This window comes from Candidatus Mycobacterium wuenschmannii (assembly GCF_030252325.1).
In the GTDB taxonomy this organism is placed as follows: Bacteria; Actinomycetota; Actinomycetes; order Mycobacteriales; family Mycobacteriaceae; genus Mycobacterium; species Mycobacterium wuenschmannii.
Genome location: NZ_CP126981.1, coordinates 3,831,188 through 3,846,963, shown reverse-complemented (window position 1 = coordinate 3,846,963; position 15,776 = coordinate 3,831,188). Strand labels below are relative to the sequence as shown.

General features: G+C 68.5%; 13 protein-coding genes. 8 read left to right on the top strand and 5 right to left on the bottom strand.

The annotated features are described in order from the left end of the window. Positions 1–92: 92 nt before the first annotated feature. The 4 genes from PT015_RS18520 to PT015_RS18505 all read left to right on the top strand — a co-directional run bounded on the left by PT015_RS18520 (position 93) and on the right by PT015_RS18505 (position 3,461). A complete protein-coding gene (locus tag PT015_RS18520) occupies positions 93–950 on the top strand; it encodes an IclR family transcriptional regulator (RefSeq protein WP_285191168.1) in 858 nt (285 codons plus the stop codon). An 88-nt stretch (positions 951–1,038) separates the two neighbouring features. After that, positions 1,039–1,965, top strand: a complete 927-nt coding sequence (locus PT015_RS18515; RefSeq protein WP_285186386.1) for a class I SAM-dependent methyltransferase — start codon at positions 1,039–1,041, stop codon at positions 1,963–1,965. After that, positions 1,962–2,591, top strand: a complete 630-nt coding sequence (locus tag PT015_RS18510) for a class I SAM-dependent methyltransferase (RefSeq protein WP_285186384.1) — start codon at positions 1,962–1,964, stop codon at positions 2,589–2,591. Before PT015_RS18515 ends, PT015_RS18510 begins: the two co-directional genes overlap by 4 nt. A 132-nt stretch (positions 2,592–2,723) precedes the next feature. Further along, complete coding sequence (locus tag PT015_RS18505; RefSeq protein WP_285186382.1) at positions 2,724–3,461, top strand: hypothetical protein; 738 nt, start codon at positions 2,724–2,726, stop codon at positions 3,459–3,461. 14 nt (positions 3,462–3,475) lie between these two features. Here PT015_RS18505 and PT015_RS18500 read toward each other — a convergent pair whose 3' ends face one another. From PT015_RS18500 to PT015_RS18485, 4 genes are all read right to left on the bottom strand, one after another. Beyond that, complete coding sequence (locus PT015_RS18500) at positions 3,476–3,925, bottom strand: DUF417 family protein (protein WP_285186380.1); 450 nt, start codon at positions 3,923–3,925, stop codon at positions 3,476–3,478. A gap of 55 nt (positions 3,926–3,980) precedes the next feature. After that, positions 3,981–4,640 carry a nitroreductase family protein gene (locus tag PT015_RS18495; protein ID WP_285186379.1) on the bottom strand — a complete coding sequence of 220 codons (660 nt, stop codon included), beginning with the start codon at positions 4,638–4,640 and terminating at the stop codon, positions 3,981–3,983. 87 nt (positions 4,641–4,727) lie between these two features. Next, the gene (locus PT015_RS18490) at positions 4,728–5,462 is read right to left on the bottom strand and encodes a DUF899 domain-containing protein (protein ID WP_285186378.1); all 735 of its coding nucleotides are present in this window, start codon (positions 5,460–5,462) and stop codon (positions 4,728–4,730) included. A 20-nt stretch (positions 5,463–5,482) separates the two neighbouring features. Further along, positions 5,483–6,205 (bottom strand): SDR family oxidoreductase, encoded by a 723-nt coding sequence (locus PT015_RS18485; protein WP_285186377.1) that lies wholly within the window; start codon positions 6,203–6,205, stop codon positions 5,483–5,485. A 96-nt stretch (positions 6,206–6,301) separates the two neighbouring features. Here PT015_RS18485 and PT015_RS18480 point away from each other — a divergent pair, with 96 nt between their 5' ends. The 4 genes from PT015_RS18480 (at position 6,302) to PT015_RS18465 (ending at position 14,950) form a co-directional block, all read left to right on the top strand. Continuing rightward, positions 6,302–7,249 (top strand): sigma-70 family RNA polymerase sigma factor, encoded by a 948-nt coding sequence (locus tag PT015_RS18480; RefSeq protein ID WP_285186375.1) that lies wholly within the window; start codon positions 6,302–6,304, stop codon positions 7,247–7,249. A gap of 165 nt (positions 7,250–7,414) precedes the next feature. Next, positions 7,415–12,244, top strand: a complete 4,830-nt coding sequence (locus PT015_RS18475; protein WP_285186374.1) for a cation-translocating P-type ATPase — start codon at positions 7,415–7,417, stop codon at positions 12,242–12,244. 149 nt (positions 12,245–12,393) lie between these two features. Then, positions 12,394–14,187 (top strand): AMP-dependent synthetase/ligase, encoded by a 1,794-nt coding sequence (locus PT015_RS18470; RefSeq protein ID WP_285186372.1) that lies wholly within the window; start codon positions 12,394–12,396, stop codon positions 14,185–14,187. Further along, complete coding sequence (locus tag PT015_RS18465; protein WP_285186370.1) at positions 14,171–14,950, top strand: esterase/lipase family protein; 780 nt, start codon at positions 14,171–14,173, stop codon at positions 14,948–14,950. The genes PT015_RS18470 and PT015_RS18465 overlap by 17 nt, the downstream gene beginning before the upstream one ends. On the opposite strand, the gene PT015_RS18460 is transcribed toward PT015_RS18465, so the two are convergent. Beyond that, positions 14,951–15,481 carry a nuclear transport factor 2 family protein gene (locus PT015_RS18460; RefSeq protein ID WP_285186369.1) on the bottom strand — a complete coding sequence of 177 codons (531 nt, stop codon included), beginning with the start codon at positions 15,479–15,481 and terminating at the stop codon, positions 14,951–14,953. It abuts the gene before it with no gap. Positions 15,482–15,776: the final 295 nt, after the last annotated feature.

Sequence of the window (15,776 nt, the reverse complement as noted above, 5' to 3'; positions counted from 1 at the left end):
TCCTTCGCGCCCTAGGCTGTCTCGATTATTCGAGATAGCATCTCGATAATCAGAAAGTCAGCGTAGGAAGCTCGCCGAAAGGAAGTCAAGAGATTCCCGTTTCGCCGCCCACCGCGCGCGTTCTCGATGTCGTCGAACTGCTCGCCGGAAACGACGACGTCCGGTGGCGGTTCTCCGACGTGGTGCGCGAACTCGAATTGACCCAGGCCACCGCGCACGCCATCCTGGCCACCCTGTGTGAGCGCGGTTGGGTCAGCCGCGACCCGGTCGACAAGACCTATTCGCTGGGGCCGGCGCTGGCCGTCGTGGCGACACGGGTCGAGACGGCGCGAACCCTGGCGCACGCCGCCAGAACGGTGGCGCTTGACCTCGCCGACGAATTCGGTTACGCCACATCGGTTGTCGAGCGCCTTGACGACTCGCTGATGATCACCTCGTTCGGGGACGCGGGTCAGCGCTCCATCGGCGCGCCCGGCGAGCGGATCCGCTACGCCCCGCCGTTCGGAGTCGCATTCGCCGCGTGGGACACCCCCGGGGAGCAGAGCGCGTGGATCGAGCGGAGCGGAGCCACTAATCCGTTGCTGAGGCGTCGCCTGGAGGAAGTGCTGGAGCGCACCCGCAAACGCGGGTTCGACGTGGACTGCACGACGCCCGCGCTGACTCAGGCAGCCCATGTGGTGGGTACGTTGTCCGCCGACGGCCTGCCCGATCACGTCCGCGAGATCACCGATCAGCTGCTGATGGAGTTCACCACGATCGGCTTCCTACCCGACGATGATGCCGCCCGCCCGCAGCAACCGGTCGCCACGATCGCCGCACCGGTCTTCGACCATCGCGACCGGGTGCCGATGATCGTGGCCGTGCACCCGCTCCAGACGCTCTCGCGCCGGCGGATGGAAACGGTTGGGCGGCGCGTAGCTCAGGTCACCGCGGCGATCAGCCATCGATAGCCACCTGCGCTTTCGCGCGACAGTTGATAGATCAGCTAAATACTTGCTAGGCTAACTAAGTACGTCCCGACTAACTAAGGAGCACGCAATGCCGCGCACCGAGAACGACACCTGGGACCTCGCCACCAGCGTTGGAGCAACAGCCACGATGGTTGCCGCGGCCCGGGCCGTCGCCACCAAGGCCGACAACCCCCTGATCAACGACCAGTATGCCGAGCCACTCGTCAAGGCCGTCGGGGTCGATTTCCTCACCCGCTGGGCCAGCGGTGACCTCGACATCTCGAGCGTCGACCACGAGGACTCGACCTGGAAACTGCAGCAGATGCCCGACGCGATGGCCGTCCGGACCCGGTTCTTCGACGCCTTCTTCGCCGACTCGACCGAGGCCGGCATCCGCCAGGCCGTGATCCTCGCGTCGGGCCTCGACGCCCGCGCCTACCGGCTGGATTGGCCGGCCGGCATGACCGTCTTCGAGGTCGACCAGCCCGAGGTGATCGCGTTCAAGACCCAGACACTGACCGAATTGGGCGCGAGCCCGACCACCGACCGCCGCACGGTCGCCATCGACCTGCGCAACGACTGGCCGGCCGCGCTGGCCGAGGCCGGCTTCGACAAGAGCCGGCCCACCGCGTGGATCGCCGAGGGGCTGCTGGGCTACCTGCCGCCCGAGGCGCAGGATCGGTTGCTGGACAACATCTCTGCGCTCAGTGCCGACGGCAGCCGGCTGGCCACCGAAGCCATCCCCAATGCCGGCGACGTCGACGAGGAGAAGGTCCGCGAGATGATGCGCAAGGCCACCGACAAGTGGCGCGCCGCCGGGTTCGACCTCGATTTCGACGAACTCGGCTACCAGGGCGACCGCGCCGACGTCGCCGAATACCTCGACGGGCTGGGCTGGCGCTCGGTCGGCCGGACGGCGAGCGAACTGCTGGCCGAGCACGATCTGCCGCCGGTGCCCGAGTCGACCGACTCGGTCAACGTCGGCGACGTGACCTACTACACGTCGACCAAGTGACCCAGACTCCGCAGCGTCGCGGATTCAACGAGGTCGTCACGCGGTTCTGGGGCTTCGCCGCCCCGGCCTACAACCTGCCGGTGTTGCAGGAGTGGGTTTACCGCCCGGCGCACGACGAGGTGGTCGCGCAATTGCGCGACCACCAGTCGGCGCAGGTGGTCGATGTCGCTTGCGGCACAGGCATTCTCGCTGATCGCATCCACAATGACCTGCACCCGGCAGCGGTCTACGGCGTCGACATGTCCGAGGGCATGCTGAAGCAAGCTCAGGCCCGGCCCGGCGAGGTCGACTGGCGGCGAGGCCCGGCCGAGCACCTGCCCTTCGACGACGAGGCCCTCGACGCGGTGGTGACCACGTCGGCTTTTCACTTCTTCGATCAGCCTGCCGCCTTGCGCGAATTCCACCGCGTGCTGGTCCCGGGTGGGCTCGTTGCCATCTCGACGATGAGTGCCCGCCGGCCACTACTGCCCGGCAGTCGGTGGACGCCATCGCACAATCCGACGCCCGCCGAGATGCGGCGACTGTTCGAGGGCGCCGGGTTCACCGTTGCCGAACAACACCGTGTGCGGCGTCCGCTCTGGACGCGCCCACTCGGTGACCTCTTCACTGCGGGCATCAAGCGCTGACGAAGCTCCCCGGCGTGGCGTCGGGAAATCGCCTGTGACGCGGACTTTTCCAAGTAAGTTGTGAGCTGGCTTGGGGGAGGACCATTGCGCCGTGCCTTGAGGGTCGAACGACACCGTCGCCGATACGTCATCATGTGCGCGGCGGTGATCGCGGCGGGACTCACGCAGGCCGTGTCGGTAGGGCCGACGGCGGATGCCGACACGACGGCCGCGGTGAAGCACAGGACCCCGCGTACCAATGGTCCCGATCTGGGCTCCCAGGATGGCTTTTATGATGCGGGACAACAGCTTACGTTGGTCTGCCACGCCAGCGGTCAGCGTGTCAGCGGCTTTTTCAGCTCCAATATTCCCGAGAGCCGGGACGACCTCTGGTATCGGACGTCCGACGGCCACTACGTCGCAGCCGTCGACATCGAGACTCACACTCTGGACCCGCTAGGCCCGGACTGCAACCAGGCGGCGCCCGCGGGCGTCAGCGCTCGGGCGAATGATGCTGTTGCCAAGGCGAACTCAGCGGTCGGTACGGATATGTTCGGTCCGCAGGGCTGCGGGAACTTTGTCGCCTGGTCTTACGGCGTGAGTGGAATCGGCGCCCATACCGCCAAGGAATTCCGTGACAAGCTCGCCGCGGAGGGGCGCATCCACATGGACCAGAACTTCCCGCGCGGCGCGTTGGTGTTTTCCGAGAATTCGTTGCCCGGCGATCTCGGTCACGTCGACATCGCCCAGGGTGACGGCACATTCGTATCCGGGGGCGTACTGGCTTCTTATCGGGGCCTGGCCGGCGCAGGCCACAACGTCCAGGTGATGAACACCTTCGACCCGACGCCCGGCGCCCGCTTCCTCGGTTGGGCAGACGCGCCGTGGTGAGTCCGCACGACCGCTCATCCGGCCGATGACGCTTGCAGCGCTTCGCCCAGTGTCCACACCGCCACGCCAAGCAGCACGATGTCTTTCAGTAGGAATTGGCCGGGCATTGCCGAGAGCACCGGCACCGGCCCGACGAACCGGGTGACCACACCGGGCGTGGTGAACAGAAAACTCAGCGTTCCGCAGAACAGCACGATCGCCAAGGCGCTACCGGCGGCAGAGAGTCTCGCCGAAAACGGTCGCGATGCGATCAGGATCGCGGTCGCGATCTCCAGTGTTCCGAGACCGCGAGCCACGGTGGTCACGCTGAAAATGTCATACACCCAACTCATCAGCGGGCTGTGCTCGATGAGTACCCGGCTTTCCATTTTGATGTACTTGCCGAACCCGATCCACGCCAAGATCAGCGCGAGGCCGTACCTGCTGATCGCCTGACCGACTGCCGAACTTCGTGTTGCCGTCAACGCACGCCAATCCCCTCGTCGATGTAACGCCGACCGGCGCCATGAGAACGACGATTCACGACCCCGGTCGGTTCACCAACCGCTCGACCGCCAGATCGTCCCAGCGGTCGTAGTTGACCACCTCACTCAAGGGCCGACGGCGAACCGGGCCGTGGTTGCCCTTCGGCCAGCCGATCACGATGTGCCCGGCCACCATCCAGTCATCCGGCACCCCGACCGCTTCTCGCAGGAGCTTCTCGCCGCCGTAGGCACCCCAGCTGGTCAGGCACGCGCCCAGGCCCTGCGCGCGCGCAGCCAGCAGAAAATTCTGCATCGCGGGAAAGATCGAGCCGCCGAGAAGTAGCTCGGAGGCCGTTGGAAAGTGCTTCTGCGCGAACAGGATCGACGTGAATCCGCCCGCGCGGTCATGTAGCTCGTAGGTTGCGCGATTGCTGCGCGCGCGACGGCTGTGATCGGCGGCGGCGGGCCGGCTCATGCCGTACACCGGTTCGATCACCTCGAGCGCCTGGGCCGCCGCCTTGGCCACGACCGCCCGCTGCTCGGGCGAGCGCAACACGACGAACCGCCATGCCTGCGCGTTCGCGCCGGAGGGTGCCCACATCGCCGCTTGCAGGCATCGCTCCAGCGTGGCGTCGTCGACCGGCTGGTCGGTGAACCGCCGGATCGTCCGCGCGGTCGACATGGCTTCCCACACGTCACTGGTCGCTGCCGACATGCCGTCTCCCTTCCGGTTTCCCTTTCCGGAAGAACTTACTGGCCGCACCCCAACGTCGGCAGCACCGCTGACACCGCACGCAACATCTCAGGTGCGGGCGGGTCGCGGATCGTTGGGATCGTTCGGATCGGGATCGCCGAACCAGCGCGACGGCTCGTGTTCGCCGTAGGTGTCGTGCCAGTCCCACCATTCATAGGGCGGGCCCTGCGGATAGCCCTCCGGCGAGTCTTCCCAATTCTCCTGTCGGCCCAACGGGGTCAGGTCCAGGAAACTCCAGGTGTTGCCCAGCACCTCGTCACCCCGGCCGCTGATGAAGTATGTCCGGTAGACCCGCGCGTCGTCGTGGATGAACACGTTGGTGCCGTGCCATTCGTCCACGCCGAAGTCCACGTCGAAGTCGTCGGTGATCGAGTACCACGGCATCCGCCAGCCCATCCGCTCCTTCAACCGGTCGATGCCGTCCTGCGGCGCGCGAGAGACGAACACCAGCGTGGCATCGCGCGCATTGAGGTGGGCCAGGTTGCCGATGTGGTCGGCGATCATCGAGCAACCGCGGCAGCCGTGATCCGGCCAGCCGTCGATCTCAGGCCCGACGAAGGCGCGGTAGACCAGCAACTGCCGGCGACCCTGAAACAGGCCCAGCAGATCGACTCTGCCGTCCGGGCCGTCGAACTCGTAGTTCTTCTCGACAGGCAGCCAGGGCATCCGCCGGCGCTGCGCCGCGAGCGCGTCGTGCACGCGCATGGCTTCCTTCTCCCGCACCCGCATCTGGTGCTGCGCGGCCGTCCACTCTTGGGCCGATACGATCGGTGGTGTCTTCATCTGTTGTCTCCCTTTCTATTTCAGTTGAGCTCCGACAAGCCCGCGGCGGTGAGTAGATACGAGCCGTCAAGTGGTCGGGTGGCGAGCTCGAGCACCGACCGGCCGACCTGCTCCGCGGTGAGTGGTGGCCCGGCCGCGCGGAGGAAGGCGTCGATGTCGACGCCCTGCCGATCGGCATATGCCGCAACGGCTTCGGCGCCCATTTCGGTTGCGGCAGTCAGACGCGGCAACACCGAGGTGAATCGGATGCCGAGGCCGGCCCGGTCGGATTCGAGGGCGGCGTAATCGGCGACGAACTTCACGGCGGCCTTCGCGCCCGCGTAGCCGCCGCTGAGCGGTGAGCCGTTTAGCGCGGCACCGCTCGACACCAGGATGACCGTGCTGCCCGGGGCCAACGGCAGGGTCAGCGCCGCGCGTGTCCAGTGGAACGCCTGCGCGACGTCCACGTTCCAGTTCTGGCTGAAGCTCTCCCATGTCTGCTCGTGCAGTGGGCGCATCGTCGGCGTCGCCCCCGCGCACAGCACCAGTGTGTGCGGCTTGTGCTCTCCGATGAGGCGATTCGCCACCTCGGGGTCGGCGGCGTCCGCGGCCACCGCCGCGCCGCTGCGCGCGACGCCGACCACGTGCGCGCCCGCGGTGGCCAGGGTCTCGGCGATCGCGCGGCCGAATCCGCGGCTGGCGCCGGTCACGATCGCGGTCGTGCCGGCCAGCGTCCGGTTCTCAAGGGAAGGGTGAAGGGTCATAGTGGTTCGATACGTCGCCGCGCCGGAATTCATCGCGGGCAGGCCGATGAATTTCGCGGACCGCACGTCTCTGTATTCACGGAGAGGAGAGTTGCCGTGCCCGCGCAGGAAGACTTCATCGAGCAGGCGGCGCCGTTTCGGGGCGAGCTGATCGCGCACTGCTACCGCATGCTCGGCTCGGCACAGGACGCCGAGGATCTGGTCCAGGAAACCTACCTGCGCGGTTGGCGCGGCTATTCGGATTTCGAGGAGCGCGCCGCTCTGCGGACCTGGCTGTACCGGATTGCGACCACCGCCTGCCTGCGGGCGCTGGAGAACCGCACCCGAAGAGTGCTGCCCGCCGGGTTGGGCTCCGGGTCCGTCGACCCGGACGTCGACGTCGGCGCGCCGACCGGCAGCCACCAGTGGCTGGAGCCGCTGCCGGACACGTTGACCCCCGAGACCGAATTCGGGGTCCGGCAGAGTGTGCGGTTGGCGGTGGCGACGGCCCTTCAGGAACTCCCGGCCCGGCAGCGGGCGGTGCTGATCCTGCGTGACGTCGTACAGTTCAGCGCCGCCGAGGTCGCGGAGCTCCTCGAGACCACCACGGCCTCGGTGAACAGCGCGCTGCAGCGAGCGCGCGCCCACCTCGCTGAGGTCGCGCCGAACGAAGACGACGTGCCCGAACCGGACGACGCGGACCTCCGAGCGTTGCTGGATCGCTACTGCGCGGCCTTCGAAAACGCCGACCTTGCCGCGTTGACCGACCTGCTGCAGACCGACGTCCGCCTCGAGATGCCGCCGCTGCCGGTGTGGTTCACAGGTCGCGACGCCGTCACGACGTTTCTGTCACGACGCGCGTTCGCCGAACCCGGCGACATCGCGTTTGTCGACACGTCCGCCAACGGCCGGCCCGCTCTCGCCGAATACCGCCGCGCCGACGACGACATATTCCGCGCGCACTCGATTCACGTCATCACCCCAGGCGACCGCGGCATCGCCCGGATGCTCGTCTTCCTCGATCCGGACCTGTTCCCGGTGTTCGGGCTGCCGGCGACACACTGACCCGGTTGGCTATGGCGCATTCTTCGCCCGGCTGGACTCACACGTAACACGTACGCTCGTCTACTAACGGGGGATGTCAGCGTTCTCCCCATTTCGTCGTACAGCTAAGCCGCCGTGTTGCCCAGGCGGACCTGGGCGACAGAACAGACATGCGAAGGGTGCGCGATGAGGGTTCCAGGTGTGACCGCCTTGCTCGGCGGCGTAGCCGGTGGAGCGGTGCAGATGCTGCAGGCCGGGGCGCAGAGCGTGGCAAGCGCCGCCGATGCCGTGTCGACGCTGACCGCTCCGGTGGTCGACACCGTCACTCACTCGACGGCCTGGGTGTTGGGCAGCGGCCGATCGACCAACGGCAGCCGCGACGGCGCCTCGGCGACCGTGCGATGGCAGGCCGGGCGGCGCGTGCACCTGGATCTCGACCCGCTGTTGCCGTTCCCGCGCTGGCACGAGCACGCTGCCGTGGTCGAAGGCCCGGTGCGCGCGGTCGCGGGCGTCGCCCACGCGCACGTCGAGGGAGCCCTGGGCCGCTTGGTCGTCGAACTCGATGACGATGCCGACGCCGACGTCGTGCTCGAAACGGTCCGCGACGTGGTGAACGGCGCTGCCGCGGACTTGGCCGCCGCCGGACGCGAGCCGCAGATCCGGATCGCGCCGTTCGCCGACCCCGGTAACCCGCTGGCGGTTCTGGTGCCGCTGACCGCGGCCGTCTTCGACGCCGTGGCGATCGGCGCCGCCGTCACCGGTTGGGTCGTGAAGTTGCCCGCCGCGCCCAAGACCACCCGCGCCGCCGCCGCGCTGCTGAAAGACCAGCCGCGGATGGTGGCCGTGCTCGAGTCGCGGCTGGGCCGGGTCGGCACCGACCTGGCCCTCGCCGCATCGACCGCCGCCGCCAACGGGCTGACCCAGGCGGTCGGCACGCCGCTGCTGAACCTGGCCGAGCGCGTCCTGCAGATCTCCGAGGCCGAGGCGCACCGCCGCCGTTGGCGCGACCGGGAGCCGCAACTTGCCTCTCCGAGCCGACCCCAGGCCCCCGTCGTCCCCGTCATCTCATCCACGGGTGTCGCGAAAGCACAGGCAGCCCAACATAATTGGGCAGCAGCGGCGGCCGGCGAGGCGTCACATGTCGTGGTGGACGGGTCGATCGACGCCGCCATCGACAGCGCGAAGGGTTCGATGGCCGGGCCGGTCGAGGAGTACGTCGACTCGGCCGCCAACGGCTCGCTGATCGCCGCGGCCAGCGCGCTGGTCGCCGGCGGCGGCACCGAGGACGCGGCCGGCGCCGTGCTGGCCGGAATCCCGAAGGCCGCCCACATGGGTCGCCAGTCCTTCGCTGCGGTGCTGGGCCGTGGACTGGCCGACGACGGGCAGATGATCCTCGATCCCGGTGCGCTACGCCGGCTGGACCGGGTCAAGGTCGTCGTCATCGACGGCGCCGCCCTGCGCGGCGACCACCGCGCGGTGCTGCACGCCCGCGGCGACATCACCGGTTGGGACGACGACCGGGTGTACGAGGTCGCCGACGCACTGCTGCACTCCGAGCAGCCGCCCGAGCCCGATCCGGACGAGCTTCCCGCGAACACCGCGCGGCTGCGCTGGCTGCGGGCCGAGGGACCGTCGGCCGCCCCGGCCCAGGGGCTCGAGCACGCCGACCTCGTCGTCGACGGGGAGACCGTCGGTCACGTCGAAGTCGGCTGGGAGGTCGACCCGTACGCGGTGCCACTGCTGCAGATCGCGAATCGCACCGGCGCCCGCGTCGTGCTGCGCCATGTCGCAGGCACTCAGGACCTCGCGGCCAGCGTCGCCGCCAGCCACCCCAGCGGCACGCCGTTGCTCAAGCTGGTCCGCGACCTGCGCGCCGACCGCGGACCGGTACTGCTGATCACCGCGCTGCATCGCGACTTCGCCTCGACCGACACCCTGGCCGCGCTGGCCATCGCCGACGTCGGGGTCGCGCTCGACGACCCGAAGGCCGCGACGCCGTGGAGTGCCGACATCATCACCGGCACCGATCTGGCCGCCGCGGTGCGCATCCTGTCGGCACTGCCGGCCGCGCGTCAGGCCAGCGAGTCCTCGGTGAACCTGGCCAAGGGCGGGACCACGCTGGCCGGTCTGCTGCTGGTCACCGGCAATCCGTCGGGACCGAGCAATCCGATGGCGATCCGGCGCTGGCTCAACCCGGTCAACGCCGCCGCCGCCAGCGCGCTGATGTCCGGGGCGTTTTCGGCCGCCAAGGTGCTGCGCCAACCCGACCCCACACCGCAGCCGCTGACCGCATGGCATGCCCTGGACCCCGAGATCGTCTACTCGCGACTGGCCGGCCGGACGCGTCCGCTCACCGCGGTCGAGAGCGCGCCCGCCTGGCGGCGCGTGCTGGAAGACTTGTCCTACAGCCCGCTGGGCTCGCCGCTGCGCGGACCCGCACGCCAGGCCGGCAAGCTGTTGTCGGCGACCAGGGCCGAGCTTTCCGACCCGCTCACGCCGATCCTGGCGGTCGGCGCCGCGGCCTCGGCGATCCTGGGCAGCAACGTCGACGCGTTGCTGGTCGGCGGTGTCATGGCGGTCAACGCCGTGATAGGCGGCTCCCAGCGACTCCGCGCCGAGGCCGCCGCCGCGGAACTCTTCGCCGAGCAGGACCAGGTCGCGCGCCGCGTCGTCGTCCCGACGGTGGCCACCTCGCGCCGCCGGTTGGAGGCGGCCCGCACGACCACCCGAACGGTGACGGTGCCGGCCAGTTCGCTGCGTCCCGGCGACGTCATCGACCTGGCGGTGCCCGACGTGGTGCCCGCCGACGCTCGGCTACTGGTCGCCGAGGACCTCGAGGTCGACGAGTCGCTGCTGACCGGCGAGTCGTTGCCGGTCGACAAACAGGTCGATCCGGTCGCGGCGGGCGACACCGATCGGGCCAGCATGCTGTTCGAGGGCAGCACGATCGTCGCCGGGCATGCCCGGGCGATCGTGGTGGCCACCGGCGTGGGCACTGCGGCGCATCGCGCCATCTCGGCGGTCATCGACGTCGAGTCGTCGGCCGGCGTGCAAGCCCGACTGCGGGAACTGACCGCCAAGGTGTTGCCGCTGACCCTGGCCGGTGGCGCCGCGGTGTCGGGGCTGGCCCTGCTCCGCCGCGCCTCGCTGCGCCAGGCGGTCGCCGACGGCGTCGCGATCGCGGTGGCCGCCGTGCCCGAGGGCCTGCCGCTGGTCGCGACTCTGTCGCAATTGGCCGCGGCGCAACGGCTTTCGACGCGTGGCGTGCTGGTCCGCGCGCCACGCACGATCGAGGCGCTGGGCCGGGTGGACACCGTCTGCTTCGACAAGACCGGCACCCTCACCGAAAACCGCCTGCGCCTTGTCCTTTCGGTGCCGGCGTCGACCAGCCCGCAGGGACCGTTCCCCGGTATAGCCGACCCGGTGGCCACCGACGTCCTGCGGGCCGCGGCGCGCGCGTCGTCGCAACCGCACGAGGCGCAGGGCCACGCGCACGCCACCGACGAGGCGATCCTCAAGGCCGCGGAATCCCACGCTGGCAGCACCGACCCGGACTGGGACCTGCTCGCCGAGGTGCCCTTCGAATCCAGCCGCGGCTTCGCGGCCTCGATCGGCACGCTCGAGAGCAACCCGAAACAGCCCGTGCTGATGCTCAAGGGCGCGCCCGAGGTCGTGCTGCCGCGCTGCCGGTTCGCCGATCCGCAAGCCGACCGCGAGCACGCGGAAGCGTTGGTGCACAACCTCGCCGAGCAGGGGCTACGGGTGCTGGCCGTCGCGAAGGGCAACTGGAAACGCGCCACCGACGACGAGAACACCGACGCCGACGCGGTCGACGTCGCAGCGCACGATCTGGAGTTGATCGGCTACGTCGGGCTGGCCGACACCGCCCGCGCGTCCGCCCGACCGTTGATCGAAGGCCTGGTCGACGCGGGCCGCGACGTCGTGCTGATCACCGGCGACCACCCGGTGACCGCGCGGGCGATCGCCCGCCAGCTGGGTCTGCCCGCTGACGCTCGGGTGATCACCGGTGCCGACCTCAACGGCCTCGACGAGGACGCGGCCGCCAAGCTCTCCGCCGACGTGCAGGTGTTCGCCCGGGTCAGCCCGGAGCAGAAGGTGCAGATCGTCGCGGCACTGCAGCGCTGCGGGCGGGTCACCGCGATGGTCGGCGACGGGGCCAACGACGCCGCGGCGATCCGGATGGCGGATGTCGGCATCGGGGTCAGCGGTCGCGGGTCGTCGGCCGCTCGCGGCGCCGCGGACATCGTGCTCACCGACGACGACCTCGGCGTGCTGCTGGACACCCTGGTCGAGGGCCGCGGCATGTGGGCCGGGGTACGCGACGCGGTGACGATCCTGGTCGGCGGCAACGTCGGCGAGGTGCTCTTCACCATCATCGGCACGGCGCTGGGCAGCGGACGAGCGCCGGTCGGGACCCGGCAACTGCTGCTGGTGAACCTGCTGACCGACATGTTCCCGGCCCTCGCGGTCGCCGTCACCCCGCAGTTCGAGGAGCCCGACGCCGACGAGTTCGACACCGAGGAGGAGGCGGCCGAAGCCCGTCGCGCGTATCAGCTCTCGGTGCTGACCGGGCCCACACCGTCGCTGGACGTGCCGCTGATGCGTCAGATCATCACCCGCGGGGCCGTCACGGCCATCGGCGCCACCTCCGCCTGGGCCATCGGCCGATGGACACCGGGAACCGAAAGGCGCACCTCCACAATGGGATTGACCGCGCTGGTCACGACGCAGCTGGCCCAGACGCTGCTCACCCGGCGGCACAGCCCGCTGGTGGTGGCCACCGCCCTGGGCAGCTCGGCGGTGCTGGTGGCGATCGTGCAAACGCCGGTGGTGAGCCACTTCTTCGGCTGCACGCCGCTTGGACCGGTCGCGTGGACCGGGGTGATCGGGGCCACCGCCGGCGCCACCGGGTTGTCGATACTGGCGCCCAACTTCCTGGCCAAGACCGCCGGATTGGTGCAACCCGAACTGGCCGAAGCCACCGCCGACGCTTAATCGGCCTGCGTTTTCACGTTTTGTCCAGACAGCGGTGGGCACTCCCAGCAAGATCATTATGACGATCGCAAGCGCGGCGTAGCCGGGCGCGGCGGGTCGTCATACATGGATCTGACAGCGACGTGTTGCTGAGAGCAAAGGGATGTCCGATGGCCGAGACAAGAGCTAACCAGGCGAACAACCTCGCGCAGCTGTTCCTACAGCGCGTCGAGAAGTCGGGAGACCGCGAGGCGTTCCGCTTCCCCGAGAACGGCGACTGGACGTCGGTCACGTGGAGCCAGGCCGCCGAACGGGTCGAGGCGCTGGCGGCCGGCCTGCTGTCGCTGGGTATCGAGTCCGAGGACCGGGTCGGCATCGCCTCGGCCACCCGGTTGGAGTGGATCCTCGCCGATCTCGCGATCCTCTGCGCCGGTGCGGCCACCACGACCGTCTACCCCAGCACCAACGCCGAGGACACGGCCTACATCCTGGCCGATTCAGGCTCCAAGATCGTGTTCGCCGAGGACGCCACCCAACTCGAGAAGCTCACCGAGCAGCGCGGCGAGCTGTCGGACGTGAGCAAGGTCGTGCTGATCGAAGGCAGCTCGGACGACGACTGGGTGATCACCCTCGACGACCTCGCCGATCAGGGTGCGAAATACCTTGCCGAGCACGCAAATTGCGTCCGCAAGGTCGCCGACGAGATCAAGCCCGACCAACTGGCGACGCTGATCTACACCTCGGGTACCACCGGGAAGCCGAAAGGCGTTCGGCTACCGCACAAGTCGTGGGTTTACACCGGCAACGTCATCTCCGGGATGGGCCTGCTGGACGAGAACGATCTGCAACTGCTGTGGCTGCCGCTGGCCCACGCGTTCGGCAAGGTCCTGATCGCCACCCAAGTGGCGTGCGGCTTCGCCACCGCGATCGACGGCCGCGTCGACAAGATCGTGGAGAACTGCGGGATCGTCAAACCGACGTTCATGGGCGCCGCCCCGCGCATCTTCGAAAAGGCCTACAACAAGATCATCACCCAGCAGAAGGGCGCCAAGAAGGTGCTGTTCGGCTGGGCGTTCGCGGTGGGCAAGGAGGTCGCCCGCCGGCGCCGCGAGGGCAAGTTCGTCTGGCCGCATCTGGTGGCGCAGCAGAAGCTGTTCGACGGGTTGGTGTTTGCCAAGATCCGCGATGTGTTCGGCGGCCGGATCCGGTTCTTCATCTCGGGCTCGGCGCCGCTGAACCGCGATGTCGCCGAGTGGTTCGAGGCCGCCGGGGTTCTGGTGCTGGAGGGCTACGGGCTCACCGAGTCGTCCGGCGCGGGCTTCATCAACCGGCCGGACAACTACAAACTCGGCACCGTCGGCCTGCCCTTCGAGGGCACCGAGGTCCGCATCAGCGACGCGGGCGAGGTGCAGTTCCGCAGCGACTGCGTGATGGCCGGCTACCACCACCTCGACGAGGCCACCGCCGAGTCGCTGAAGGACGGCTGGCTGTCCACCGGGGATCAGGGCAAGCTCGACGACGACGGCTTCCTGTCCATCACCGGCCGGATCAAGGAGCTGTTCAAGCTGTCCAACGGCAAGTACGTGGCGCCGCCGGCGATCGAGGCGAAGTTCGCGACGCTGTGCCCGTACGCCAGTCAGTTCATGGTGTTCGGTGAGGGCAAGAACTTCGCCGCGGCCCTGGTCACCCTGGACGAGGATTCGATCAGCGGGTGGGCCAAAGACAATGGGCTGGATGGCAAGTCGTACGAGGAGCTGACGAAGTCCGACGCCGTGCACGACATGATCGAGGATCACGTCAAGAAGCTCAACGCCAGCCTGAACCGGTGGGAGACCATCAAGAAGTGGGCGGTGCTCGACCACGACCTCTCCGTCGACGGCGGCCAGTTGACCCCGTCGCTGAAGGTCAAGCGTGGCGTGGTCGCCGAGCAGAACAAGGAGACCCTGGATGGCTTCTACTCCTGAGCCCGTCGCCGCATCGACGGATCAGGTACCCGATGCCGCCAACGCGGCGCCCCCGGGACACCTGCTCCGAACCCTCGAGTGGCGCACCGGCGTGGAGTACGCATCCGCGCGGCTGGCGATGCGACGGATCGCGCGCTGGCAGCACGGCGACGGCCACCCGGTCCTGGTACTGCCGGGTTTTCTAGCCGGCCCGCTGTCCACAGACTTGCTACGTAACGTGTTGCGCCAGTTGAACTATCGCGTCTACGACTGGGGCCTGGGCACCAACATGGGCTACCGCGCCAGCATGAAGGAGTCGTTACCCGCCCGGGTGCAACACATTCGCGAACGCAACGATGGCCGCGCGATCAGCCTAATCGGCTGGAGCGCCGGCGGCATCTATGCCCGCGAGCTGGCCCGCGGACTGCCCGGTGACATCCGGTCGGTGATCACGCTGGGCTCCCCGTTCCGCGGCAACCACGAGGCCAGCACCGCGTGGCGGGTTTGGCGGCTGGTGAACCGCGGCGCGGACGCCACCGAGTCCGTGTCGGAGCGGGCCTTGGACCGTCGCGCGCAACCACTTTCGATCCCGACGACATGCATCTACAGCAAGTCCGACGGCATCGTCGCCTGGCAGTGCTGCACCAGCGTGCCCGCACCGCAGACGGAGAACATCGAAGTGCGCAGCAGCCATCTCGGCTATGGGCACAACGTGCAGACGCTGTCGGTGATCGCCGATCGCCTCGCCCAGCCGGAAGGCGACTGGAAGCCGTATAGCCGCTAGTTACCAGGCGGCCGTTTCCAGATACGGGTCGGCAGCGCGGCCTTCGTTCATCGACGTCTCTCCGACGTGGCGTTCGAAGATGCGCCAGCCGTGTCCGGTGCGGCGGAGCCGGTCGGTCATCGCGGAGTAGATGAAGATCTCCGGCGCATCGACCGCGGCCGTCACGACGTGGCCGGAGACGATCCTCGGCGCCGACGCCTGGGCGGTGTTGCGGACGAGCAGGTTGTGGTAACGGACGATGACGCCGCCGTCGTCGTCAGGATCGACGATGGGGTTGAGGGCCTGCCGGCTGATGCCCGGTGTCACGTGCGGGCTTTGGTCCTGAAAGAGTCGACGCGTTTCGATCCTGCCGCGGCTCACGCCGTGGGTGTGGAACGTGACGGCGTCCGGAAGGAAGGCCTCGAGCATGGCGTCGATGTCCCAGGCGTCGAACAGCCAGTTGACCCGGTTGATGAAGTCGATCGCGCTGACACGGTCCGCGGGGTCGACGGCGCTGTCGAGAACGACGGCGGGCAGGCTGGGCGCAAACATCTGGGTACCTTCCGATCGGTCGCGAGCCCCCGAACGGAGGGTTTGACCAGGTGTGTTAACTCTTTGTTCACTTTTGATTCACTGAACGTCCAGGTCGAGTTTACCGATTAGACGGCCGCGCGCCAGCTTTCACGCTGTGAATTTCCTGCTGTGTTTCGCCGCCTGACCTGCGGCGCGAGGAGTCGGCGCGGCGAATGCTTTTGCTCCGTTTGGTGAACGGAACGCGAAAACCGTTCGCGTCGAAGCGGATTGGCAGGATGTTGTTTGCCGGGCCGCTCCGGCCTGCGACATGATC